Source organism: Streptomyces sp. CA-288835 (genome assembly GCF_050936385.1).
In the GTDB taxonomy this organism is placed as follows: Bacteria; Actinomycetota; Actinomycetes; order Streptomycetales; family Streptomycetaceae; genus Streptomyces.
Window position 1 is genome coordinate 7134999 of record NZ_JBNJMW010000001.1, and the last position, 24880, is coordinate 7159878.

Consider the following 24880-nt stretch of genomic DNA (forward strand, 5'->3'; position numbering starts at 1 on the left):
CTCAGATCTCTCAGAGCCAGTCGGGCCATGTGTAGTCGGTTGAGTCGTCGTGGTCCCGGTGTGGGGGCAACGGGGCGAGCCGCCCCCGGGAGAAGACCAGCGGTGCCGCGCCGGCCTTCTCCACCCCGAGTTCCCGGACGCGGCCGAGGACGAAGTAGTGGTCGCCGAGGGTCCACACGTCGGCGATGTCGCAGTCGATCCAGGCGACGACGCCCGCCAGGACGGGGCTGCCCGAGGCCGCGCTGCGCCACGGGTGGCGGTCGAAGACGTCGGGTGCCTTGGCGCTGACGTCCCGGCAGAGGTCCTCCTGGCCGGCGGCCAGCACGTTCACGCAGAAGGCGCCGCCGGCCATGATCCTGGGCCAGGTCGTGGAGGAGCGGCCGGCGAAGAACGCGACGAGCGGGGGGTCCAGGGACACCGAGGTGAACGAGCCGATGACCATGCCGACCAGGGTGTCGTCGGGTGCGGTCGCGGTGACCACCGTGACACCCGTCGGGTAGTGGCCGAGCACGTGCCGGAACCGGCCGGGGTCGTCCGCCTGGCCGCCGCCGGGCGCCGTCGCGGCGGGCGTCGACCGGTTCACGACGGAGTCTCCACGCCGAGCAGAGAGCGGCCGTACCCCGTCGCCCACCAGCCGTGCTGCGCGTTGATGTGCGTCTTGTACGTGGCGACGTCGCGCAGGTACCGCTGCATGCGCTCGCCGTTCGCCAGCCCGCTGGAGCCACTGGCCGAGGCCAGCATCTCGACGGCCTGGCAGGCCAGTTGGCCGGACTGCCGGGCCGTGAGGGAGAGGGCCTGGTCGTCCAGTTCGGAGAAGGGCTCGCCCCCTGCCAGGCCCCGGGCCGCGTAGGCGGTGTAGTCGTCGGCGACCGACAGGATGATCCGCTGCGCGCTGTCGGCCAGGGCCGTGGCCAGTCCGAAGTTGCGCTGGTGTTCAGGGTCGTGGCTGCGCGGCTTGAACGGGGGCAGCGGGCTGTTCTTGGTGGTGATGATCCGCTGGTACTCGTCGACCGCGGCCCAGGCGGTGCCCGCCACGATCGAACACAGCTGGATGTTGAAGAACGCCATCAGCCGGCCCGCGTACATCGGGTTGCCGTGCAGTTCGACACCTGGTCCGTCGGTGGCGTCGTTCGCCAGGAGGTGGGTCCTGGACACGTACTCGTGCGGGACGAGGACGTCCTCGGCCACGACGCTGTTGGAGCCGCTGCCGCGGAAGCCCAGGATCTCGCCCCAGTTGTCGAGCATCCGCCAGCCGGAGGGGACGAGCACCAGGCCCTGCGTGGGCATGCCGCCCTGTTCGTCGACGATGAGCACACCGCCGAGGAAGTGCGTGGAGACGTTGACCCCGGAGGCGTAGTCCCAGCGGCCGTTGACCAGGTACCCGTCGGGGGTCCTCGTCGCTGTGGCGCTCGGGGCGATCGGCAACGGGGCCCGGAAGTCGCCGTCCGGCCCGAACACCTCGCGCTGGGTGCTCTCGGGGAAGCGGCCGGCCACCACCAGGCTGTGGGAGGCGGCCAGACACAGGTTCCATCCGCTGGACGGGCAGCCGCGGGCCACCTCGGTGACCATCCGGGAGTAGGTCCGCAGATCGAACTCGTAACCGCCGAAGCGGCGTGGCTGAAGGGCCCGGTAAAAGCCGGCCTCCAGGAACGCCTTGTGCGTGTCCTCGGAGATGCCGGTCCGCTGTTCGGTCTCATCCTGACGGTCCCGCAGCCAGGTCCTCATGCCGACGGCCCGGCGCACCAGTTCCTCCGGTGTCAGGTCCGGTTCCGGCTGAGGAATCTCGATGATTTTTTCGGCTGCCTCGGTTGTCCCGGACAATTCGCACCCCATCCGCTGCTGTTCTGTGTCGGCCTGAATGGAGTGTCGGCAGCGCGGCGAAGGGCCGTCCAATGCCAGTGCCCATGCCGCTGATGAGCGCCATGCATCACAGCAGGTCAGCGATCCAGCGCACCTTCGGTGCGCGCCGGGGGCGTGGTAAATGCCGTGGAGAGGGGTGACGGGAAAGCCGGACGTTTCTGCCTGGTGACGTGCGGGGAAGCGCGCTGTAACCTGACCCGGACCACAACGCCGTGGACCTCGCCTTTCTGGAGGGCGGAGTGGAACTCCGGAACCTGCGCCATTTCTCGGCGCTCGCCGAGACCCTGAATTACAGGGTCGCCGCCGAGCGGCTGCACCTCACCCAGCCCGCGCTGACGCGCTCGATCGCCTCCCTGGAGCGTGAGCTGGGCGTCCGGCTGTTCGACCGCGACAAACGGCATGTGGCGCTCACCGCCGACGGTGCGGAACTGCTCGAACGGGCGGGCGAGGTGCTGGCCGACGCCGAGCGGCTCTCCGCCGCCGCGGGCGCCATCCGGGCCAGGCAACGGGACGAGGTGCGGGTCGCGTGCTACGGCGTGGCTCTGGCCGAACTCACTCATCCGGTCATCGAGGCGTTCTGCGAGCGGTATCCCAGCGTCACGATCCGGGTACACGAAGCGGACTTCCACCAGGGTCTCGCCCCGCTGCTGGCCGGCGAGTACGACGTGGCGCTGTTGCCCCTGAACGTCGACATGCCGGGCCTGACACGAGTACCGATCTTCACCGAGCCCGCTTCCCTCGCGCTGTGGAAGGGGCATCCGCTGGCCTCGGCAGCCGCGGTGGACGTGACCGAGGTCTTCGACCAGCCCTGGGTCACCCCCGAGCCGGGCCTCGACTTCTGGGTGGGCGGACGAAACGGGGACGACGACGCCCCGACGGTCGGCTTCCACGCCCGCTCGGCCCAGGACGTGGCCTTGAAGATCGCCTACCAGCACATGGTGGGACTGATGCCGCTGTCGGCCACCCGGATGTTCCCGCACCCGGGAGTGGAGAACGTCGCTCCGAAGGAGCCCCTCGGCTTGGTGGCCGCCGTCGCCTTTCCGGAGGCCGGTCACTCGCCCGCCGCCCCGGCCTTCGCCGAGCTCGCACGCCGGGTGGCCCGACGTGCGACCGGCGTTCCGTACGCCGAACTCGCCCGGTAGAAGCGGTCAGCCGCCGTACGGCGGCTCGCCCGCCCATGCCGCGTGCAGGACGGCGCGCAGATCGTCGGCGGACGCCGGGCGGGGATTCGCGTACGGTGCCCCGAGCGCGAGGTCGACCGCACGGTCCACGTCGGCGGCGGTCAGACCCAGCTCGGCGAGCGATCGAGGGATGCCCAGCCGCCCGCCCAACTCGTACAACTCCCGTGCCGGGTCCGGGACATCGAGCGCCCGGCGCAGTGCCGCAAGCGCCTCGGGTGCCGCCGGGGCGTTGAACGCCAGCACGTGGGGCAGGACGACGGCGTGCGTCTCGGCGTGCGGCAGGTCGAAGGTGCCGCCGAGCACATGGCAGAGCTTGTGGTGCAGCCCCATGGTGGTCGCGCCGAGACAGGTACCGCACAGCCACGCCCCGTACAGCGCGCGGCTGCGGGCGGACGGCTCGGTGGGGGCGGACACGACGTCGGGGAGGGCGCCGACCAGAGCCCGTACACCCTCCTCCGCCATGAGCGCGACGATCGGGGTGGTGTCCGGGGCGTACAGAGCCTCGACGGCGTGGGCGATCGCGTTCATGCCACTCGTCGCGGACCCCAGGGGCGGCATGGTGAGCGTGAGCAGCGGGTCGTACACGACGCTGCGCGGCAACACCTTCGGGTCGCGCCCGGTGCGTTTGACCGCGCCTTCGGTCAGGCCCCAGACGGGGGTCATCTCCGAGCCGGCGTACGTCGTCGGGACGGCGACGATCGGCACGCCGGTCCTGAGTGCGACGGCCTTGGCCAGGCCGGTCACGGAACCCCCGCCGACCGCCACACAGCCGTCGGCACGGGCTTCGCGAGCCGCCTCGACGGCCAGGTCGGCGACCTTCACCGGGACGTGCGTCACCGCCCCCGCGTACAGCCCGGCGCAGGCGTCGCCGAGAGACGCGGCGACGGCACGGGCCGTGTCCAGGCCATGGTCGTCGCACAGCACGAGGACGCGGCGCAGTCCGAGAAGCGCGGCCTCGCCGGGCACCGCTCCCGGCACGGCACCCGACCGGAAGACGACGCGCATCGGCTGTGCCTGGTAGGTGAAGTCCAGGGCCTCGTCCTTCACACGATCACCGGTTGCAGCACGATGTCGAAGCGAGCCCGGCGGAAGGGGTTGGCCAGGCCCAGCTCTGCGGCCTCCTCGGGGGAGTCCACCTCGACGAACTCCTCGACCAGGCTCTCCTTCACGGCGAAGACGGCGTCCGACTCCAGATAGTCGCTGCCCGCCACGAAGATGTGCGTCGTCACCGGGCTGTGCCCCTCGGCGCCCACGATGAAGTGGACATGGGCGGGACGGTAGGGGTGGCGGCCGGTCGCCTCCAGCAGGGAGCCGACAGGCCCGTCCGTCGGAATGGGATACGGGCTGGGAACGCACGAGCGGAACCAGAACCGCCCTTCCGCGTCCGCCGTGAACAGCCCGCGCCCATTGCCCGGCGGCTGCTTCTCCGGCTGCTGGACGTCGTAGAAACCCTGGTCGTCGGCCTGCCACACGTCCAGCGTCGCACCGGGCAGCGGGGTACCGTCGACGGAGATGACCCGTCCGCTGATCACGCAGGGCTCGCCGGCGCCGACCAGGTCGATGGTGGCCCCGAGTTCCCGGATCGGGGACTCGGTCATGTGGAACGGGCCGAGCACCGTGGAGTCGGTCGCGGCGGCCGCCTTGTGGTCGTTGATCGTCTCGACGAGCATCGACACTCCCAGGACGTCCGACAGCAGGATGAACTCCTGCCGGGTGTCGTCGCACATGTGCCCGGTGGCGGTGAGGAAGTCGATTGCCCGCTCCCACTCGGCCTGGGTCGGCTCGATGTCCCGTACGAAGTCGTGCAGGTGACGCGTCAGGGAGGTCAGCACCTCGCGCAGTCGGGGATCGGAGGTGTGGGCGAAGCTTTCCAGCACCGCCGTCGTCGTCGCGGTCTTCGCGGTCCTCGCGGTCTTCGCCGTGAAGTCCATGGCCGCTCAGCCCCGCCCGAGAATCTGCCGGAGCGCGTCGCCCAGTGCGGCCGTGACATCACCGGTGGCGTCACGGCGGCGGAAGGCCACGTGGTTGTCCGGCCGTACCAGCAGTGCGCCCGAGTCGCCGATCTCCCGCAGCCGGGCCCAGTCCCCGTACGGGTCCTCGTACTCCTGGCCGGGGCCGATGACCGCCGTGGTGATCTCCAGGCCGAACTCTTTGCCGAGGATGCGGGCGGCCTCCGTCCAGGGCTCGCCGCCGATGCCGGTGATCAGGGTGAACCGGCCGTTCCCGCCCAGGTCCAGGGTGGACGGATTGCGGGTGCCGGAGGTGATCCAGGCGTGCGGGAGCTTGGCGCCGGGGCGGGTGCTCGGCTGGAAGTGCAGCTCGGGGTCGCGTTCGAAGCCGGGGTCCGGTGTGCCGTCCGGGACGATCGCGGCGGAGGCGTAGCGCTGGTTGAGGTCCACGCCGTGGGCGTTGAACTCGTACGTCTTGAAGGCGATCGCCTCCCGCAGCCGCGCCCGCTGCTCCTCGGCCTCCGTAGTGGTGTCCTTGCGGGCGGCGATGTTCCGCCACAGCTGTTCGGCGGTCTGCGGCGCCAGGCCGCCGAGCGCCTCGAAGACGGGGGCCGTCTCACCGATGGACTGGTTGGCCCGGGTGACGACCTGCTTGCCGACCGGCGCGCGCTCGTCGCTGTAGGTGTCCAGCAGGGACGGGGACGCGGTGCCGTCCAGGACCAGCTTCAGCTTCCATGCCAGGTTGTAGGAGTCCTGGAGGGAGGTGTTGGAGCCCAGCCCGTTGGACGGAGGGTGACGGTGGCAGGCGTCGCCCGCGCAGAACACCCGGCCGTTCGAGTAGGTCTCGGCGTACATCTCGTTGACCGTCCACGCGGAGGACGACTTGATGGTCACCGGGATCTCGTCGTCGCCGATCAGCTTGCGTACGACGGACAGGGCGTACTCCTCGGTGAGGTCCGGCGGCCCGGCATTGACGTCGTAGCCCCACACAATCAGCCACTCGTTCCACGTCCGTATGCAGCGCACCAGGCCGGCGCCGATGCCGCCCACGGTCGCGCCGGGCGCCAGCACCCAGTAGAGGGTGGCGGGGCGGTGCGCCACGTACTTGGTGAGGTCCGCGTCGAAGACGATGTTGATGCTGCCGGCCACGCCCATCTGGCCGCCCATCGACAGCCCGGCGTCCTCGGCCACCTTGCTGCGGCCGCCGTCCGCGCCGATCAGGTACTTGGCGCGGATGGTGTACGTGTCGCCGCGCAGCCGGTCGCGGACCGTGGCGGTCACGCCGTCGGCGTCCTGTTCGTGCGACAGGTACTCGGTGCCGAACCGCAGTTGGCTTCCGCGTGCTATGGCCGCGTTCACGAGCACCGGTTCCATGAGGTGCTGCGGCATGTCGCACATCCGGGTGGGGCTGGCCAGCTCGTGTGCGGCCTGCACGAGCGGCTCGTTGCCCCAGGACCTCAGCCGGCCGAGTTCCTCGCCCGCGAGGGCGGTGCAGAAGACGGTGTTGCCCATCAGGTGCTGCGGGGTGGCCTGGGCGATCACGTCCTCTTCGACACCGAGGTCACGCAGCACTTCCATGGTGCGCTGGTTGGTGATGTGCGCCCGGGGCGTGTCCGCGAGGCGTGAGTAGCGGGTGACCATGACGTTCGGCACGCCATAGGTGCTCAGTGCCAGTGCGGCGCTCGCTCCCGCAGGACCGCTGCCCACGATGAGCACCTCGGTCTCGACGGTTGTCACGGTTGTCATCGGGACGTTTCCTCCACTGCCGCCAGTCGCTTGTTCAGCCAGGTCATCAGTGCCTCGGCCACGTCGTCGGAGTTCTTCTCACCCATGGGCAGGTGACCGTTGCCCGTGAGCCCCAGGTCCGCCAGGCGCAGCAACTCTACGTCCGCACCGGCCTGGGCGAGGTAGCCGGCGACACCGTGCTGGAACGCCGCGAACGGTGAGGTGTCGGCCGCGACCACGGCGATCGGGAAGCCCCGCAGCCCTGGCAGGGACCGCACGGGGCCGGCGTGTTCGTCCTGGACCAGGCAGTCCTGCGGCCCCTCGTCCCCGGCCTCGCGCAGCCGGGTGCGCAGTTCCTCCGGGGTCCGCACCGGCGGGTCGTAGGTGATCGGGGCCGCGGTGAGCCCCCACTCCAGCTTTCCGAGGCCGGGCAGTTCGACGAACGGGGGTCCTATCGGCTCGATGGAGACGACGGCCTTCACCAGCCCGGGCCGTGCATCGGCGACCAACCAGCCGAAGGGCGCCCCCATGGAGTGGGTGATCAGCACGGCCGGTCCGATCCGGTCCAGCAACTCGGCCCCGCAGCGCCGCATCTGCTCCTCGTTCTCGGCGAAGGTGGGCAGCGTCGGGCCCTGGCTCGCCATCAGCTGGTCCAGCGCGGAGTCGTCGCCGATTTCGCCGCTGCCGGGCCACTGGCTGCCGGGTCGTCCCGCCCCGTCGCAGAACAGCCAGCGGATGAACTCGTACGTCGGCGCCGCGCCCTCGATGGGCCCGAGGACATCGGGGTGGTACGGGGAGCGCCCGTGCCCCGGACGGTCGACCACGTACACGGCGTAACCGGCCTCGACGAACCGGGTGGCCCAGCCGGGGCGGCCGTCAGGCGTCGACAGGTAGTCCGAGCCCTGGCCGCCGCCCCCGTGGACCATCACCACGGGCAGCGGATGCCGGAGATCGGCCGGGATCTGGTACTGGACGTACATCGCGGCCTCGGCGGCGGTCCCGGCCTCGGTCGGCTTGCGCCCGACACCGACCCAGAACGCGCCTTGCTCGCTGATCGTCAACGGCGAGGCGGCACGGGCCGGCTCGGTGGTTCCGGGTGGTGGAGAGATGGTCATCGGTGAACCTCCGTCACGGCGTCTGCGCCCATGCCCAGCACTATTGGTGATCGGCTCCCGGGCGGTCCAATGCCGGTTGGGGACGCCGTGATGCATGGCGCTCATCAGCGTCCCGGAGGGCGGCTACTTCGGCGGGAGGGTGCGCGTGGGGGCGAGGGTGACCAGGGCGTCGGTGTAGAGCGCGGCCTCCAGCTGCTCGACGACCGGCAGCTTGTGCAGCGGGTCGCGGTCGGAGAGGCCGGTCACGTGGAAGCTGCCGGTGCCGACCCACCGCTTGGCGCGTACGACCTCGAAGGACGACTCCACGAACTCGGCGACGACGGGCGGCTGGCCGGGCCGTACTTGAAGCTGAGGCCCGGCAGTCAAGTGATCAGACGGCCGCTCGGGCTGCGGCCGCGGCCTGCACCTTGCGGGCCGTGAGTCCGTAGGGCGGGGGTGGAGCGAGGTGAGGAGGCCGCGCGGGAACCGCCCAGCCGCTGATGCCGGTCATGCAGGGCCTGGTCACCTCCCCGGACGCCGTGTTTCGCGCATGGATCACACATTTGACGGGTGGGAGTCAGGCCGTATGGCGCACGTCCGGCGTCACCGGTTCGGTCGGAGCTCCACTGCGCCGGGCCCGGTCCTCCCGCGCCCGCTTCAGTGCCAGGCGGCGGGTTTCCTCGGCATCCCGACGACGTTGGGCGCGGGCCGCCTCGATCGGGGACGGCTGGTCGTCCCCGCCTGCCTCCAGCTCGGGGAACGCCCGCGCGCTGAGCTCACGCATCGCCCGGCTCTGCCGCTCGGCTGCCTCAGCGATAGCCGTGTCGACACGGCTGATCCCGCCTGGCCCCGAGCCCGCCCGAGCCCCTTCGTCGTCCGGCGCGCCGCACTGTGCGCTGGAAGGAGAATCCGCTGCGCCAAGGTTCGACCGTGTCGGCTGAGCTGGAGCGACGCCCAGGATTCCGTATCGGGCGGCTCTCTCAAGGAGCGGTAGGGACCACAAAGGGACCGCAAGGATAGGAACCAACCGACAAGGACCACGCAAGGCCGACACAGGTGCACAGGCATGACCTGCAAGAACGCCGTGAATCGGCACTGATCGGCAAGGGCCGCCAAGATCCTAAATGGACTCATAATCCGTCGGCCGTGGGTTCGAGTCCCACCCGCCCCACCTGCGCAAGCCTCTGACCTGCGGAAACGTTCATTTTGTCCTGTCGGATCGTCAACTTTGCCTGAACGGACTGAATCCGCTGCTCGTGAGTTTGGAGTCCGGAGACGGCCTGGGTAGCTGCAAACCGTCTGACCTGCAGCTGAGTGGATGATCGAGGTCCTGGCTCGCGGTCCGGGCGACTGACTTGAGGGTCGATGCCAAGACCCAGGGGCCGTACAGGGGCCGGGAGGGCGTAGCCGTGTCCAGGCCGACGGTGTCTCGGGGTCGATCCGTTGTCCCATTTGATGGTGGCGCTGCTGGGGCAGCCATCCACGGGGCGGCCGGTTGAGCACCGGGCCGGTGGCGGAGGCGGGCGGTGCTGATACCGGCGCGGCCAGTGCGCGGACGCGGGTGGGGCGACGTCGGCTGGTATCTGCGCTGTGGAGAGCCTGTCGCTGCTGAGGAAGTGTCCCGGCGACGGCCGAGGGGCAAGGAAACGGCCCGAAGAGGAAACGGCCCCGATGGGGTTATTCGACCCTCTCTCGTATGGCCCCCTAGCCCCGGGCGGCGGGACCGGCATGCGGGCCCGTCACCGGTGCTGCGCCATGCCCAGCTCGTCGGTGTACCGGCCGAGGCCGTCCTCGGCGGTGAGAGCGGGGGCGAACAGCTGCTCCTGGCGGCGGGGGTCGGCGACGTAGCGGCCGATGTCGAACCAGCTGAACATCGAGTCCCTGCCGGTGTACGTCGATGTCTTCGCCGGTCATCGAGGACTACAGCCAGACCGGTTTCGGGGCACGGTCGCCGGGCAGGCGATCAGCCTTCAGCCGGATCAACGTGCCGTGGATCAGCGGAGTTCGCCGCGGTGCTGGAGACAGGGGCCGTGTGCCGCCAGGCGCGGGTGCATCCGGTGCTGGGACACGCCGTCCATGGACGGTCCTAGGTTCGCCGGGTCGGCGGTCGTGGCGGTTGCATGTGCGGTGACATTCGATCCGACCGCTGGAGGCGCGGTGGCCGAGCCCGTCCGTGTGCGCAGACTGACCGACCACGAGGGGCAGAAGCTGCAGCAGATCGTGCGCCGGGGCAGCACGAGTTCGGTGCGCTACCGGCGGGCGATGATGCTGCTGGCCTCCGCTGGAGGGGGCACCGGCAGCGGATGATCAGGCGGATCCCGGCCGGCCCGCGGAGCGGGTATGTGCGGCGCTGATGTGTCCTCAGACGCCCGCTTCCACCAGGTCGTCGGTATGGAAGGTGCGGCGGTAGGAGGCGGGTGAGACACCGAAGGCGGTGCGCATGTGGGCGCGCAGGGAGTTGGCGGAGCCGAAGCCACAGCGGTGGGCGACCAGGTCGATGGACAGGTCGGTGGTCTCCAGCAACTGCTTGGCCAGTTCCAGGCGTTGCGCGGTGAGCCACTGCACGGGGGTCATGCCGACCTCGTCGCGGAAGCGGCGGGTGAAGGAGCGCAGGCTCATCCGGGCGTGTTCGGCCAGGCGGTTCAGGGAGAGGGGTTCGCCGAGGTGTTCCAGGGCCCAGGCGCGGGTGGCGGTGGTGGTGCCGACGGTGGGTTCGGGCACCGGGCGGTCGATGTACTGGGCCTGGCCGCCGTCCCGCCAGGGCGGGACGACGCACATGCGGGCGGCGCGGTTGGCGGCGGCGGTGCCGTGGTCGCGGCGGATCATGTGCAGGCACAGGTCGACGCCGGCGGCGACGCCCGCGGAGGTCAGGACGTCGCCGTCGTCGACGAAGAGGACCTCCTCGTCGACCTTGACGCGGGGGTAGGCGCGGCGGAACTCGGGAGCGAGGCCCCAGTGGGTGGTGGCGGGCCGGCCGTCGAGGAGGCCCGCAGCGGCCAGGACGTAGGAGCCGGCGCAGATGGACACCAGGCGGGTGCCGGGCCGGATGCCGGCGATGGCCGCGGTGACCTCGGGCGGCAGCGGGCCGCCGCGGCCCAGCTCGGGCATGGCGTGCGTGGGCGGGACGATCACGGTGTCCGCGGCGGCCAGGGCCTCGGGACCGGCCGCGGGCTGCACGGTGAACCCGGCGTCGCTGAGGACCGGGGCGCCGTCGGCGGTGCAGACGGTGACCTCGTACAGCGGGCGTGAGCCGGCGTCCAGGACGCTGCCGAAGACGCGGGAGGGGATGCCGAGTTCGAAGGGCGGGACGCCGGGCAGGGCGAGGACGGCGATGCGGTGCCGCCCGGCCGCGTCGGCGCTCGGGTCGGGGAGGGGGTCGGTGCACGGCCACTGCATCTCACTCATGGCCAGATCCTGTCACATAGTGGCCAGACGGCCAACACCATGGTGGGGGCGGATGCCGGATCGTGGACTGCGTCGCGCCGGGAAGGGCCCGGACGGCCGGTATCCGATCAAGACGGAAAAGAGTGAGGCGGACAGCATGCGTGCGGTGGTCGTGGAGCAGTGGGGCGGACCGGAAGTGCTCGTGGAGCGTGAGGTCGCCCGGCCCGAGCCGGGACTGAACGAGGTCCTGGTGCGGGTCCACGCGGCCGGTGTGAACCCGGTGGACTTCAAGACCCGGGCCAGCGGGGCCCTGATCGAGTGGGGAGAGGTCCCGGCGGTCGGCTGGGACGTCTCCGGCACCGTGGAGGCCGTCGGACCGGGCGTGGGGATGTTCCACCCCGGGGACGAGGTGTACGGCATGCCGCTGTTCCCGCGGCAGGCCGGCGCCTACGCCGAGTACGTCGTCGCCCCGGCCCGCCACCTCGCGCCCAAGCCAGCGAACCTCACCCACGTGCAGGCGGCGGCGCTGCCGCTGGCCGCGCTGACCGCCTGGCAGGCCCTGGTGGACACCGCCGGGGTGCGCGCCGGTGAGCGGGTGCTGGTGCACGCGGCGGCCGGCGGGGTCGGCCACCTGGCCGTGCAGATCGCCAAGGCCCGCGGCGCGTACGTCATCGGCACGGCCAGCGCCGGCAAGCACGACCTGCTGCGGCAGCTGGGCGCGGACGAGGTGATCGACTACCGCACGGTCCGCTTCGAGGACGCCGTCGGGGACGTGGACGTGGTGCTGGACGGGCTCGGCGGCCAGAACGCCGAGCGGTCCCTGACGGTGCTGCGCCCGGGCGGCCGGCTGATCACCCTGCCCGGCCCCGACGACGTCCCCGCCGACGTCCCCGGCCACGTGCGGGCGGTGTGGATGCTGGTCGAGCCCGACCACCTGGGTCTGCGCGAGATCGCCGCCCTGGCCGAGCGGGGCGCGCTCACGCCCGTGGTCGAGACCGTCGTCCCGCTGGCCGAGGCCGCGAAGGCGCACGAGATCGGCGAGCAGGGCCGCACCACCGGGAAGATCGTCCTGAGCGTCGCCTGACGCCGGCCGCCCCGGCCGGGTCGGCTGCGGGCAGGTGGAGCGGGACCGGAGCCCCGGGACCGACCGGTCCTGATCTGGCCTCACGCCTGGATAAATAGGATGAAGACAAGGAGAGACGTCCCATGCGAGCGTTCGTCGTCACCAAGTACAAGGAGCCGCTGCAGGAGGCGGACGTCCCCGAACCCACCGTGGGGGAGCACGACGTGCTCGTCCGGGTGGAGGCCGCCGGACTGAATCAGCTGGATGAGAAGATCCGCGCCGGTGAGTTGAAGCAGATCCTGCCCTACAAACTGCCGCTGATCCTGGGCAACGATGTTGCGGGCACTGTCATCAGCGTCGGGACGGCGGTTCGCGGCTTCAAGCCCGGAGACGAGGTCTACGGTCGGCCCGACCAGGACCGCATCGGCACGTTCGCCGAGCGCATCGCCGTAGCGGAGGGCGACCTGGCGCTCAAGCCCGCTTCGATCAGCATGAATGAGGCCGGCTCGCTGCCGCTGGTGGCGCTCACGGCGTGGCAGGCGCTGGTGGAGCGCGGGAAGGTGCGGCCCGGGCAGAAGGTTCTCATCCACGCCGGGGCCGGCGGGGTCGGTTCGATCGCGATCCAGCTCGCCGCGCACCTCGGTGCGAGCGTCGCCACGACCGCCAGCGGGTCCAACGCGGACTTCGTGCGCGCGCTCGGCGCGGACACGGTGATCGATTACCGCAGCCAGGACTTCGAGCAGCTCCTGACCGGCTACGACCTGGTGCTGGACAGCCTCGGTGGGGAGACTCTCGAGAAGTCCCTGCGGGTGCTCAAGCCCGGCGGCAAAGCCATCGAGATCGCTGGTCCCCCGGAGCCCACTTTCGCGCGCGAGGCCGGCCTCAACCCGCTGCTGCGCCTGGGGGTCGCCGCCCTGAGCCGCAAGATCCGCAAGCAGGCGAAGAAGCTCGGCGTGACGTATGAGTTCATGCTCATGCGCGCCAGCGGCGACCAGCTCCGCCAGATCACCACCCTCATCGACCAGGGCGTGGTGCGTCCGGTCGTGGGAAAGGTGGTCGGCTTCGACCAGACCCCGCAGGCGCTGCAGTCCCTGTCCCAGGGCGGCATCCGCGGCAAGGCCGTCATCGGCCACAGCTGACCCGCCGCAACCGCGACGGGCGACACAGAACGCACGAGGACACCACCCATGTCTGCCGCCTCCCAGTCGGTCGGACGGCGCGAGCGGAACAAGCAGGAGAAACTCGACCGCATCGTCGCTGCCGCCAGTGAACTGTTCGCCGAACACGGCGTCGATGAGGTCACGACCCAGCAGATCGCCGACCAGGCCGACATCGGCACCGGGACCCTGTTCCTTTATGCCAAGACCAAGGGCGAACTCCTCCTCCTTGTCCAGAACGCCAAGTACGTCGAAGCACTTGAGCAGGGCCGGGCGGACGCCGAGACCATCCCAGGCGTGCTGGACGCGGTGCTGGCGATCGTCCGGCCGATCGTCGAGTGCAACCGCATCCAGATCGACAACGGACGCACCTACCTGCGAGAGATGCTCTTCGGCGACCCCGAGGAGCCCCGGCACGGCGCGGCACTCGCCATCGTCGCGCAGACCGAGGAGGCCATCGCCGCCGTGCTGCGCCGAGACGAACGGGTCGCAGAGGGCGACGCCGCGACGCTGGCACACATCGTGTCCGCCGCGATGTTCCTCAGCATGGCGGCGGGCGTGAACATCGCCTTGAGCGTCGAGGAGATCGTGCAGGACATCCGCAGGCAGGTCGACGTCCTGCTGCCTCGCTGAAGCGCGGCCAGCCTCAGGCCCAGGCGACCATCCGGGCAGTCCTCGGCTGCGGCATGGCCCGAATCCCCACATGGCAGGTCAGCCGACCGTTGCTGCCCATACCGGCATGACCGGACGGCTGGGGCGGCCGGCCGGAGGGCTACCGCCACCGCGTGCTGCTGGGATTCCGGAGACTGCCTGCCTACGTGGCGTCGAGTCCCCGTCGCACAGTCCCTGTCCCCAGGATTCCGGGTCGAGGCCCGTGTGGTGCGGTCAGGGCTTTGTGGGTCGATTCAGCAGTTCAAGGGCGCCTTCGACGCGATGATGCCGTCCTACCGCGTCGTGCGTGGCGCAGGCGGCCAGGTCGGGGCGCTCGTAGGGCTGCCGGCAGACATGGCAGTCGTAGGTGACCGCCCCACCACTCGGCCATACACGCTGGGTCCGTGCAGGGACCGAGCGAGCGTCCCGGCCGCCAAGCACGTCCAGGTCAACGGCCTAGGCGTCGGGACTACGCTCCTGGCCATGACGACTTCTGCCGCCGACTACGACTGGCTGCCTGACCATCAACTGCACGTGGTGCCCACCCTGGCTCATGTGGACCGGCTGATCGATCACGTCACGCGGATCGTCCACGACTACACCGACCAGGGCCCGTTGACCCTGACCGAGGTTGTGCACGACGACCGGGCTCACATCAAGGTGACCGCTATCGCACCGATACCCGAGTTGATGCCCCGCCTCGTTGCGGACGCCCTCACCCAGCTCCGCGCCGCCCTGGAGCACACCCTGTACGCCGAGGTCGAGCACCTCCTACAGCGCCCGCTGACCGACCAGGAGGCGCGATGCATTGAGATGCCCGCCTGTACCGAGCCGGCCCGCTTCGACACCTGGCTCGCACACGGGCGCCGGAGCCAGCTGGGCCCGCTTGCCGCCGGTGCCGTGCTCGCCGAGCGCATCCGGGTACTACAGCCCTTCCAGCGCCGCGACTTCGACGACCACCCGCTGCGGCTGTTGGCCGAGCACACCAACCTGGCCAAGCACCGCACGCCGGCCGTCGCTGCCGTCCGCCTCGGCGCCGTCTACCCCGACCGTCAGCACCCCGACCTCACCGTCGCCCTCCCCTTGGAACGCAACCCACAGCCCGGCCACGGCCTTCGTCTCCAGCCCGGAGCCGTCCTGGCCAGCGGCCCCCGCAACGCCAGGATCGAGTTCTCGATCGTCCCGCCCGTCTGCCTTCAGCGTCCTCATACCGGGGTCTGGAACATAGCGGTGAAAGAACTCGGCTACCTCGAAGACTGGGTCCGGACGACGGCCATACCCATCCTCGTCACCGGGTCCCGACAGAGCCCCCCGATCCCACCTCAGCTCGACATCGCGATCGGGCACAGCGATCTCCGGCGCGCACTCCTGTCGGCAGGCACTACGCCCGCAACGGAGCGGGGCACTCTGAGCATCCAGGCCACGCAGGCCCGCCGCGCTCTTCCGGAAATCCTCTCCATGCCGCCAGTGGGAGCACAGCCCGAAACGGTCAGGGCATGGGTGTCCTCCTTGGACGACGTGACGGTCGTGAGGACGATGGCCCATATCGCAGGGGTGAACTCCGACCCGACGGCCCTGCTGCACTACCTAGATGAGCTGAGTGCTGCGGCTGACGCCTACCAATCGACACTTGGTGCCTCCTCGTGACCTTCGCCGCCGACCAGACAGGCAGGCGGCTCCGGTACGAAAAATCCACGCCTGAAATCTCAGTCAGAGCCGACGGTCAACGTGACGACATCGGTAGACGGTGAGCCGGAGGAGCAGTAGAACGGTGGCGGCTCCACGAGCAGGGCGATGGACCCATGGATCGTCCAACTGCGGAGCAGCACCCACGTCCTTCTCTTCAGCGCGCAAGGGAAGTTATGTGTCAGCACGTAAGCCAGGAGCCACGCTGTACCGCGTCCGGATGAATCTCGTGAGCAAGCGCCGCGGGACATGGCTCTGCTCGTTGGTCTCCACGACTTCGCATATCCCGGAGGCTGGACATGACTTCGACTATCACGAGTTCCGATGACGAGACATCAGCTGTGCCGCGTGCCCTGGACGCCTCGATCTCCTGGTCTCTTGACAACCTGGGCGCATATCTCAGTGGAGCACTGACGACACAGAAGCGTGCCCGTGCAGCAGAAACGGCCAAGCCGTGGATCCGGGGCATGCTCGTCTACCTCCAAGCCATGTCGCGAGAAATCGAGAGTGCGCAAGGTGTACTCATCGCCGCTGGACTCAGCATGGACATGTCGCGGGAAGATCTGGCCCGGCAGATTGGGGAGACCGCTAGTGACATCGCGCGGTTCGAAACGCAATGGGCGAAGGAGGAGGTCGGCGGCATCTTCGGGAAGGACTTCCGTGACATTGAGAAGTTCGACGTTGATCTGTACTGGGCAAATCGCACCGGTGCCGTGGCGTCCGAGCAAGCCGACTACTACCTAAACCGGGCTGACCGGCTTCTTGAGCTCTTGGCGCTGTTGCACACGGACAGGCACGAGGCTGACGACTGTTCCTGGCTGACGGAAAAGACCCGGAGGGCGATCAAGGCTGGCTGGTACGTCCAAGCCAAGGCTGCTGGAGCGGGGAAGAAGCGAAGCCTTGCCCCCGTTACGGAGACGCCTGCGACTTCATCCAGCGACGCCAAAGCCGAGAGTGCAGCGTAGGGCTGCCCCTCGATCTGGAGTAGTCGGCAGGGGCGCCGCGGTGGTCAGTGCCGAGATGGAAACCGTGGGGCCCTCGTTGTGTCTGAACTCGACTAAGCTGCGAGACGTCTGGCCTGCGGAAACGGTTATCGAGGCTCCGCCCCGAGTGGAGGGGCGGAGCCTCTGCGCGTTGGAAGGGAAATCCGCTGTGCGAGGGTTCTATCCCTCTGGCTGAACTGGGCGGACGCGGCTGCTGCTGTGGTACGCGTCCAACTCAGCGGCTTCCAGGGGCCATTGAGGGGCCACAAGGACAGGAACGCATCGACAAGCGCCACACAGGACTGACACGGATCAGCGCGTCTGACCTGGGAAAACGGCAAAGATGAGCGTTGATCGACAAGGCCCGCCAAGATCCCCAATGGACTCATAATCCGTCGGCCGTGGGTTCGAGTCCCACCCGCCCCACCTGCGCAGGCCTCTGACCTGCGGAAACGTTCATTTTTGGGTGTCGGGGCGTCGACTTTGCCTGAGCGGACTGAATCCGCTGCTTGTGAGTTTGGAGTCCGGCGGCGCTCGAGGGAGTTCCAACCCGTCTGACCTGCGACGGAGTAGGCGATTGAGGTTGTCGCTCGCCGTCCGGGCGGCTGCCCTGGGGCTTGAAGTCAAGATCCAGGAACCAGACAGGGGCCAAGACGGCGCTGTTGCGTCGCGTGCGTGGAATCCAGGACCGGGGACACCTCATTCGCTGGCGGTAGGCCGTCGTCCGCGACGCATCTGGTCGCATACCGGTCGTGCTCTGGGTCTTGGACTGCTCGTGGTGCAGACGGCGCGGTACCGCTGGCTGTTGTGCCGCTCGGTGCTCCCACGTTGTTGGTCCAATGCGCCGGAGGATCCCGCGGTGGTCGCCACTGCCCGGTCCGCGATCGTGGGCCGGCGAGTGAGCAGAAGGACCGCCGACCGCCTCTCCCCTTTACCCATGTGGTTGGCGTGGCCGAAGCGGCGGGGCCACCCGGCGGCGTGCCTCGAACCCACGGGTCTGCAGTGGGACGACGGCTGACAGGTCTCAGCAAGGGGCCACCTGGCTGCCCGACGAGCGGGGGTGCTCGGAGGAGTCCTCCGAGCACCCCATGATCCGTCACCGGGGCTCAGGCAGGGTCTCCGCCCGCGTTGAGCCACGCACGCACTGACCCGTTACCGGACACCACCAGGTAGTCCGCCCTGTTGTCACGGTTGATGTCGGCGAGCCGAAGGCTGTCCCGGGACGAGCCGACGCCGATGGCGAAGACGCCCCGGTTGACCCAGCCACCGCGGCCCTCACCTCCGTTGTTGATCCAGGCGCGGATCTGGCCTGCCTCACTCACCATCAGGTAGTCGGCACGGCCGTCACCGCTTACGTCGGCGAACCTGACCATGGCGCGGGTGGCACCATCCACACCGGCGGCGTAGGTCCCCAGACCGGCCCACGAGGGCTTTCCGCCGTTGCCGGGGGTGTTGAGCCAGGCTCGTACGGCGCCGTTGTCGGCGACGACCAGGTAGTCGGCTCGGTCGTCGCCGTCGATGTCGGCGAACCGGAGCTGTGAGCCGGGAGCGCCGACGCCGGGAGCGATCTCACCCCAGCTCCTCCAGGAGGGCTTTCCGCCGTTGCCGGGGGTGTTGAGCCAGGCTCGTACGGCGCCGTTGTCGGCGACGACCAGGTAGTCGGCTCGGTCGTCGCCGTCGATGTCGGCGAACCGGACCTGTGAGCCGGGAGCGCCGACACCGGGAGCGATCTCCTGTCGACCGGTCCAGTGAGGGGTTCCCGCGGGGGAGATCCCGCCATCGGTGAGCCCTGCCTGCACCGAACCGTCGCTGTTCACGATCACGTAGTCCGGGAATCCGTCTCCGTTGATCTCCGCGAACTGAAGCGCATCCGGATCGCCGGCCAGCTCGCCGGAGTAGACCCGGCCGAGGCTGGACCAGGAGGGCTTTCCGCCGTCACCCGGTGTGTTCAGCCACGCGTCGACGGCACCGTCGACCTTGAACGCCAGGTAGTCGGATCTGCCGTCGCCGTCGAGGTTGACGAACCTGATCTGGCCTGGGGAGACTCCCGGCACCTTGGCGATCTCTCCCCAGCTCTTCCATGAGGGCTTTCCGCCGTCGCCGGGTGTGTTCAGCCACGCCCGCACCGCGCCGCTGTCCTCGACGACCAGGTAGTCGGCGCGGCGGTCTCCGTTGATGTCGGTGAGGTTTATCTGGTGTGATGATGCTCCGACGCCAGGGGCTATCTCTCCCCAGCTCTTCCAGGAGGGCTTTCCGCCGTCACCCGGTGTGTTCAGCCACGCCCGCACCGGGCCGGCCGGGTCCACGTCCAGGTAGTCGGCGCGGCGGTCTCCGTTGATGTCGGTGAAGTGCACCTGCGCTCCAGGGGCACCGACGCCGGGGGCGATCCGGCCGAGACGGGACCACGACGGCTTGCCACCGTCACCCGGCTCGTTCTCCCAGGCTTCGACCGCACCGTCGTCGGCGATCGTCAGGCGGTCATCCCGTCCGTCGCCATTGATGTCGGCGAAGTCGACCCACCCGGAGACCGGAAGCCCGGCACCCGGAATGACCTCCCCTGCGTTGTCCCAGCCGCCAGGTTCCGTCTCAGGGGCCGGGCAGGTGCCCGTACCACCGGAGTCGGGAGCGACGGGGTCCTTGAGCCAGCCTTTCCCGGCAGCGTCATAAATGCTGTCCCGGAAGACGGTGCTCATCTTGCGGTATCCCTCGTCGTTGGGGTGCAGCTGATCGGCCAGATCGGCTGTCGTCACCGATCTCATGTCCGCCAGCAGGACGTGCTTGCCCGCAACCTGGCGGCTCTTAACCAGACCGGGGATGCTGCGGTTGTACTCGACGATGCGTGGCTGAACCGACGGTTTCGTGGACGGAACGACGGTCGCCACCACAACGACCGCCTCCGGGGCGTCGACGAGAACCTGATCGATCAGGTTGCCGAGCCGAGTCGGTGCACTGTCCACGCTGTAGTTCTGGTTCATGTCATTGGTCCCGGCATGCAACAGGATCACGTTGGGCCGGTGCATGGGAACCGAGCAGTCCGCCCCTGGGCGATCTGGTCAATGCGCCAGCCGGAATGCCCCTCGTGGTTTCGGTCCGGCAGCTGACCCGCCGTCATGGTTCCGACGAAGTCCAGTCGGTTGCCCGCCGCGTTGAACTCGGCCCAGAGATCGGCTCGGTAACTGGACCCCGTTGAGCTGCCACGCCCCTCGGTGATCGAGTCACCCAGGGGCATGACCCGCATGTTGCGGATGAAGCCGAGCCTTCTGGCCGCGGCGACGATCAGGTCGTGGAAGAGGACGCCGGTCTGTGTCAGTTCGGTCGACAGCCAGGTCGCCGCGCTCACAACGGAGTCGCCCACCCACCAGCGGATCGAATTCGCGGCGGAGACGATGGCCTTGCCCATCCTGGAGAAGACCGCGGGGGCCTTGTCCTTCGCCCACGGCACCAGATAGCGATTGGTCATGTAGCCGCCTGCGGCGGCCACGATCCCAGCGGCCAGTGCCTCGTTCCAGACCGGGTTGAAGTGGCTCAGGTCGTCGCCCTTGAAGATCGCCAGCATGACCGTGCCGACGAAGGCTCCCGCAAAGCCGGCGAGCGAACCGCAGAGGTCGATGACGAGCGGAGTGGCTGAGGCACCGCCGAAGCCGACGATACAGACGGCGTCGACGAACGCGTACAAGGCGAAACCGATCACGCCGGCAACCCAGGGTCCCCACAACGGTGGCTCGGACTGGTCCCAGGCCTGGGCCCCGGGTAGGACGATCGCCAAGCCGGTGGAGGTCTGCACGAGAGTCCCGTCGAAATCGAACCACTCGAACCCCGGGTCCGGCAGCTCCATCTTGTGGCTCTCGAACATGTCTCTGATCGCGTCGCTCAGCAGCTCGTCGTCCTGGTTGAGCCCGTCGATCACGTCCTGGGTGACCGCTGGATCGAGTCCCTCGACGTCATAGTTGATCACTATGTCGCCATCGGCGACGTCCATCGCCGCCACTCTGCCCGGCTCGTCCACACATTCGATGCTGATGCCGGAGCCTCCCCCGGCCGGGTTCTGCCCCAGCGCGCCCGTGCCGGTCGGTCCCGGACGCGCGGTCCCCGCCGGTCCGCAGAGCGCCACTGGCGGGGACGTCTCCGTCACCGGCGCTGCGGCGGCCGGCGCGTTGACACCGATGATCTTCAAGCCGCCTGTTCCGAAGCCGCCTGGTTCGGCAGCGGCGTCATACGCGGCGAACCCGGCTGTCGGCTGCCGGACGGTTGCCTGGTCGAGTGCTACCGCGGATTCGCTCGACACGTGCAGAATGAGAGAACAGGCGATACCGACTGTGAAGATGCGGATGATTGAACCCAGGCTTCGCGGGCCGGGCGTTTTTCTTCGACTCAACGAACTTTTCCACTTCTAGAAGCTGCAGCGTCCCAGCAGGCTCGGATGCCCGGCCGGCTGGGCTGCTGCCGCAGGCACACGCCGCTAAGTAGGGTCTGGTTCACGTCAGCCGCGGCTGCGTCGTTCGGCGGCGCCCTTCAGGGCGCCGAGCCATGCCAGGAGGGAGCCCTCCAAGGCCGTGCGCATCCCCTCCGGGTCGGCTTCCACGGGCGCGCCCGCCCAGGATTCGAGGGTGGTGACGACCGTGCCGTTCGTGGTGGGTTCGAAGGTCCAGACGTGGACGCCGTCGATGCCGTGGGCCGGGCCTCCCCAGACGGTGCGGTGCCGCGGCTGCACTTCGATGATGCGGGAGCTGATGCTCAAGCCCGCTGTCTCCCAGTCGAAGACGCTGCCCTCGGCGAAGCCTTCCGGCAGGTGAGCCTTGTCGATGCCCGCGTTCCAGCTCGGCCAGGCGTTGATGTCGGTGTGCAGTTCCCAGAGTGTTTCGGGGGTGGCGTCGATGGTGGTGCGCAACTCGACGATCACGGGGGCGGAGCGGTCGATGTCCTTCACGGTTTCCTTCTCTCTGAGTTCTCTGAAGTCGTGCGCAGTCGTGGCCGGGCCGGTGCCCAGGGGTGCTTCGGGTCAGTGCTGGTCGTCGATCCAGGAACCGTGGATTCCGGCGGTGACCCGGCGCGGGAGGTGCACGGTGGCCACGGGGGCGGCCGTGACATCGGTGGCGTCCAGGACGAGGAGCTGTGAGGCGTCGGCGTGCAGGTTGCTGATGACGGTCAGCAGGTATCCGTCGTCCTCCGAGGTTCCTTGCGCGGAGGGCACGAAGACCGCTTCGCTGGGCAGTTGGCCATCACCGACGTTTCTGATCAGGCGTGCTCCCGTGGTCCGGTCGTACTTGACCACGCCGAAGTTCCCGATGCCATGGTCGTCCGGGAAGGAGATCGCGTACTGGTACCGGTGTCTGCGGCCGGCCAGGTTCTCGTTGATGGTGGGGAACTCGATCACCAGGTCGTCGATGGTCTGTTCGCGGACGGTGTCGGCAGGCAGATCGATCACCCACTGTCGGTTGAAGGACCGGGAGTTGGGGACGGCTCCGCGGCCCGGTGAGCCGACCCACCAGTTCCAGGACCGCTGAAAGCCGTCCCGGTCCACGGTGGGGCCCTCCAGCACGATGCGGCCGGGTCCGTCCTCGTAGGCGTTGGCGGCGTGCAGCATCGATCCCGGCTCGATGCCGAACCACTTGATCGACGCTGCGCCGCCCCGGCCACGCGGCATCACGCCGATGCGGGCAGGCTGCTCGTCCTTCCAGGCGTAGGGGATGCCCGAGGTTTCGCCATGGTCGAAGGTCACCGTCCCCTCCATGAACACCACGTACCGCTCCGTGACGGCGAAATCGTGCTTGAGTGATGCGCTCGCCCCCGGGACCTCCTCACTGTGGAGCAGTTCCCCCTTGTCCGAGGAGACGTGGTAGGTCAGGTACGGAGGGAACGGCGAGGAACTGAAGAAGTGGAGTTCGCCGGTGCCCGGGTCGTGCTTGGGGTGGGCGGTCATGACGTCGGTGAGCCTGCCGTCGAAGTCGTACGCGCCGACGGTCTCCAGGTCCGGGGTCAGTTCGAAGGGGAAATTGGACTCGCACAGAGCAAGCAGCCGGCCGGCATGCTCGATGACATGGGTGCCCGCAGTGCTGGCGGTCAGGTCGGGGCCCTTGTCGGTCATGTAGGGCGCTCCGTCCAGGGCCGGTGTGCGTACCCAGCGGTTGCGGTACCACTCGGCGCGTCCGTGGCGCAGCCGGATGCCGTGCACCATGCCGCTGCCCTTGAACCAGTGGGTGGGAGTGATGCCGGGCTTGGGGTTGTGGCCGTTGCGCACCAGCCGCCCGGACAGCTCGGGGGGAAGGGTTCCTTCGACCCGGAGGTCGTGTGCGGTGACCTCGTCGACGTGGGGCGTGTAGTGACCTGTCAGATACGGCTTCATGATGACTCCTTGTCACCGGGTACTGGTATTCGGTCCGCCTGCTGGGAGGCGGGGTGCGCGGCGGTGCACTCACCGGAAGGTCCGGGCTCACCGGGAGGTGAGGGACTCGGTCCTGCCCGCCCGCGAGTCGCGTGCCATGTGGACTCTTGCGCCGAGGGCGGCCAGGAGGCAGATGACGGCCGCGCCGACCAGAGCCCGGCTGCAGCCGTGCGCCAGGGTCGCCGGACCGGTGGCCGTCGGGCCGCCCTCGGGTGCCGCCAGGGGGGTCAGGAGGGCGAGGCCGATCGCGCCGCCGACCTGCCGTGCGGTGTTGATCAGTCCGCCTGCCACACCCGAGTGACGCGCCTCCACACCACTCACGCCGAGGGCCGTCAACGGTACGAAAGCCAGGCCCAGCCCCAGACCGATCAGGACGGTCGGACCCAGCAGGTCGGCCGCGAACGTGCCGTCGACGGGCAGTCGCGCCAGCCACAACAGCCCCGCGGCGAGGGTGAGGAGCCCGGGAAGCAGCGGTGCGCGCAACCGCCCGGCCAGCGTGGAGGCCGCCATGAGCGCGGCGGAGAGCGGCAGTTGGGTGAGACCGGCGGTCAGCGGTGAGTAGCCGAGGACCTTCTGCTGGTAGAGAGGCAGGAAGAAAAAGGTGGCGACCCACACCATGCCGAGCATCAGCATGAGGAGGTTGCCCGCCACAACGGAACGGATCTGCAGCAGCCCGGGAGGGATCAGCGGGTGACTCGCCCGGCGTTCGAGAGGCGCGAGACACAGCAGCAGGGCGAGGCCGATCGCTGGGATCACGGTGCTGTGCAGGGTGGATCCGTCGCGTGAGCCGAGCCCGTACACCAGGAGGACGAGGCCGGCTGTCGCGGCGAACGTGCCCGGCAGATCGAGCCGTCCGCCTGCCCTGCGGCCATCGCGGGGGATCAGGCTGGGAACGGCGAGCAGGACGGGGGTGGCGACGACCGCGCTCACGGCGAAGACCGACCACCAACCCAGGGCGCTGGTCAGCAGCCCACCGAAGAGCACACCGGCCGCTCCTCCCGCCGCGGAGGCGGCTCCCCAGATACCCAGATCCCTCCCGCGACTCTCACCCGCGGGCCCCAGCGACAGCAGAACGGCCAGGGCCGCCGGGGAGAGCACAGCGGCCCCGACACCTTGCACCGCGCGTGCCGCGATGAGCGGGCCCGCTCCGTACGCCAGGCTCGCCGCGCAGGATCCCGCGACGAACAACAGGAGACCGATGACCAGCACCCTGCGGTGTCCGAAGAGGTCCGCCAGCCTTCCCCCCACAGGCAGCAGGGCCCCGAAGGCGATGAGGTAGGTGTTGACGATCCAGGTCAGCCCGGCCGGCGAGAGCCGCAGCTCCTCGCCGATGACGGGCAGCGCCACGTTCACGACGGACGTGTTCAGTACGACAAGGAACTGCGCTGCCGCCAGCAGGAAGAGAGTGACCCCACGGCGTCCGGGGCGCAGGGAGTGTGTGAGGGCACGCATGACAGCCTTTCGGACCGCTGATGGAACAGAGGGTGCCCCTGGGGGCTCTCGCGCGCCGTGACGTGCCGTGGCTTCCGGCGGCAGTGACCAGGCTGTTGCGAACGGCCCAGCGAGCCCAGACCGTTTTGGTGCTCACCGTTGCTCAGTGGTGCTCACCGGCATTCACACATGGCTCCCGGTCCCCGGTGAGCGGAGGTGAGCAGGGACGAGCATGAGAGGACAGTGGAACGGGCTGTCGGGTGGGCGGACGCCGCGCGGATGATCGTTTTCCAGAAGCCCGGGCCCGAATGAACCCGGGGTCGGAGGAAGGGAA

The 24880-nt window shown here is 69.3% G+C and carries 22 protein-coding genes and 1 pseudogene; 7 read left to right on the forward strand and 16 right to left on the reverse strand.

Annotation, left to right across the window (positions count from 1 at the left end; genetic code table 11):
* Positions 1-10 precede the first annotated feature (10 nt).
* A complete protein-coding gene (locus ACQEVY_RS32265) occupies positions 11-583 on the reverse strand; it encodes a flavin reductase family protein (RefSeq protein WP_432952898.1) in 573 nt (190 codons plus the stop codon).
* A complete protein-coding gene (locus tag ACQEVY_RS32270) occupies positions 580-1821 on the reverse strand; it encodes an acyl-CoA dehydrogenase family protein (protein ID WP_432952899.1) in 1242 nt (413 codons plus the stop codon). Before ACQEVY_RS32270 ends, ACQEVY_RS32265 begins: the two co-directional genes overlap by 4 nt.
* Before the next feature lie 251 nt (positions 1822-2072).
* Between ACQEVY_RS32270 and ACQEVY_RS32275 the strand changes: the two genes are divergently transcribed.
* Positions 2073-3002 carry a LysR family transcriptional regulator gene (locus tag ACQEVY_RS32275; RefSeq protein ID WP_432952900.1) on the forward strand — a complete coding sequence of 310 codons (930 nt, stop codon included), beginning with the start codon at positions 2073-2075 and terminating at the stop codon, positions 3000-3002.
* Between the two features lie 6 nt (positions 3003-3008).
* On the opposite strand, the gene ACQEVY_RS32280 is transcribed toward ACQEVY_RS32275, so the two are convergent.
* The 7 genes from ACQEVY_RS32280 to ACQEVY_RS32310 all read right to left on the reverse strand — a co-directional run bounded on the left by ACQEVY_RS32280 (position 3009) and on the right by ACQEVY_RS32310 (position 9683).
* Entirely contained in the window at positions 3009-4046 is a 1038-nt protein-coding gene (locus ACQEVY_RS32280) for a maleylacetate reductase (protein ID WP_432955503.1), read from the reverse strand.
* A 38-nt stretch (positions 4047-4084) separates the two neighbouring features.
* Positions 4085-4972, reverse strand: a complete 888-nt coding sequence (locus ACQEVY_RS32285; RefSeq protein WP_432952901.1) for an intradiol ring-cleavage dioxygenase — start codon at positions 4970-4972, stop codon at positions 4085-4087.
* A 6-nt stretch (positions 4973-4978) separates the two neighbouring features.
* Positions 4979-6736, reverse strand: coding sequence for an FAD-dependent oxidoreductase (locus tag ACQEVY_RS32290; RefSeq protein ID WP_432952903.1), 1758 nt, complete (start codon positions 6734-6736; stop codon positions 4979-4981).
* Complete coding sequence (locus tag ACQEVY_RS32295; RefSeq protein ID WP_432952904.1) at positions 6733-7830, reverse strand: alpha/beta hydrolase; 1098 nt, start codon at positions 7828-7830, stop codon at positions 6733-6735. The genes ACQEVY_RS32290 and ACQEVY_RS32295 overlap by 4 nt, the downstream gene beginning before the upstream one ends.
* A 123-nt stretch (positions 7831-7953) precedes the next feature.
* Positions 7954-8196, reverse strand: a complete 243-nt coding sequence (locus tag ACQEVY_RS32300; RefSeq protein ID WP_328771805.1) for a hypothetical protein — start codon at positions 8194-8196, stop codon at positions 7954-7956.
* Between the two features lie 190 nt (positions 8197-8386).
* Complete coding sequence (locus ACQEVY_RS32305) at positions 8387-8593, reverse strand: hypothetical protein (protein WP_432952905.1); 207 nt, start codon at positions 8591-8593, stop codon at positions 8387-8389.
* Between the two features lie 955 nt (positions 8594-9548).
* Positions 9549-9683, reverse strand: coding sequence for a hypothetical protein (locus tag ACQEVY_RS32310; protein ID WP_306501734.1), 135 nt, complete (start codon positions 9681-9683; stop codon positions 9549-9551).
* Between the two features lie 283 nt (positions 9684-9966).
* Between ACQEVY_RS32310 and ACQEVY_RS32315 the strand changes: the two are divergent.
* Positions 9967-10098 (forward strand): annotated as a pseudogene (locus tag ACQEVY_RS32315) (IS630 family transposase); the annotation flags it as partial.
* Positions 10099-10170: 72 nt separating this feature from the next.
* On the opposite strand, the gene ACQEVY_RS32320 reads toward ACQEVY_RS32315, so the two are convergent.
* The gene (locus ACQEVY_RS32320; protein ID WP_432952906.1) at positions 10171-11214 is read right to left on the reverse strand and encodes a GlxA family transcriptional regulator; all 1044 of its coding nucleotides are present in this window, start codon (positions 11212-11214) and stop codon (positions 10171-10173) included.
* 136 nt (positions 11215-11350) lie between these two features.
* On the opposite strand from ACQEVY_RS32320, the gene ACQEVY_RS32325 reads away from it, so the two are divergent.
* The 4 genes from ACQEVY_RS32325 to ACQEVY_RS32340 all read left to right on the forward strand — a co-directional run bounded on the left by ACQEVY_RS32325 (position 11351) and on the right by ACQEVY_RS32340 (position 15711).
* A complete protein-coding gene (locus ACQEVY_RS32325; protein WP_409130924.1) occupies positions 11351-12277 on the forward strand; it encodes an NADP-dependent oxidoreductase in 927 nt (308 codons plus the stop codon).
* 122 nt (positions 12278-12399) lie between these two features.
* Positions 12400-13395, forward strand: a complete 996-nt coding sequence (locus ACQEVY_RS32330; protein WP_383876290.1) for an NADP-dependent oxidoreductase — start codon at positions 12400-12402, stop codon at positions 13393-13395.
* Between the two features lie 48 nt (positions 13396-13443).
* Positions 13444-14046 carry a TetR/AcrR family transcriptional regulator gene (locus ACQEVY_RS32335; RefSeq protein WP_432952907.1) on the forward strand — a complete coding sequence of 201 codons (603 nt, stop codon included), beginning with the start codon at positions 13444-13446 and terminating at the stop codon, positions 14044-14046.
* 501 nt (positions 14047-14547) lie between these two features.
* The gene (locus ACQEVY_RS32340; RefSeq protein ID WP_409130917.1) at positions 14548-15711 is read left to right on the forward strand and encodes a hypothetical protein; all 1164 of its coding nucleotides are present in this window, start codon (positions 14548-14550) and stop codon (positions 15709-15711) included.
* A gap of 59 nt (positions 15712-15770) precedes the next feature.
* Here ACQEVY_RS32340 and ACQEVY_RS32345 read toward each other — a convergent pair whose 3' ends face one another.
* Complete coding sequence (locus tag ACQEVY_RS32345; protein ID WP_432952908.1) at positions 15771-15893, reverse strand: hypothetical protein; 123 nt, start codon at positions 15891-15893, stop codon at positions 15771-15773.
* Between the two features lie 156 nt (positions 15894-16049).
* Between ACQEVY_RS32345 and ACQEVY_RS32350 the strand changes: the two genes are divergently transcribed.
* A complete protein-coding gene (locus tag ACQEVY_RS32350; protein ID WP_432952909.1) occupies positions 16050-16715 on the forward strand; it encodes a hypothetical protein in 666 nt (221 codons plus the stop codon).
* 1124 nt (positions 16716-17839) lie between these two features.
* Here ACQEVY_RS32350 and ACQEVY_RS32355 read toward each other — a convergent pair.
* The 5 genes from ACQEVY_RS32355 to ACQEVY_RS32375 all read right to left on the reverse strand — a co-directional run bounded on the left by ACQEVY_RS32355 (position 17840) and on the right by ACQEVY_RS32375 (position 24567).
* On the reverse strand, positions 17840-19708 hold the full coding sequence (locus ACQEVY_RS32355) for an FG-GAP-like repeat-containing protein (protein ID WP_432952910.1): 1869 nt from the start codon (positions 19706-19708) through the stop codon (positions 17840-17842).
* 26 nt (positions 19709-19734) lie between these two features.
* On the reverse strand, positions 19735-21018 hold the full coding sequence (locus ACQEVY_RS32360) for a hypothetical protein (protein WP_432952911.1): 1284 nt from the start codon (positions 21016-21018) through the stop codon (positions 19735-19737).
* A 195-nt stretch (positions 21019-21213) separates the two neighbouring features.
* Positions 21214-21660 (reverse strand): SRPBCC family protein, encoded by a 447-nt coding sequence (locus ACQEVY_RS32365; RefSeq protein ID WP_432952912.1) that lies wholly within the window; start codon positions 21658-21660, stop codon positions 21214-21216.
* Positions 21661-21732: 72 nt separating this feature from the next.
* Complete coding sequence (locus ACQEVY_RS32370) at positions 21733-23076, reverse strand: carotenoid oxygenase family protein (protein ID WP_432952914.1); 1344 nt, start codon at positions 23074-23076, stop codon at positions 21733-21735.
* Positions 23077-23163: 87 nt separating this feature from the next.
* The gene (locus ACQEVY_RS32375) at positions 23164-24567 is read right to left on the reverse strand and encodes an MFS transporter (protein WP_432952915.1); all 1404 of its coding nucleotides are present in this window, start codon (positions 24565-24567) and stop codon (positions 23164-23166) included.
* Positions 24568-24880: the final 313 nt, after the last annotated feature.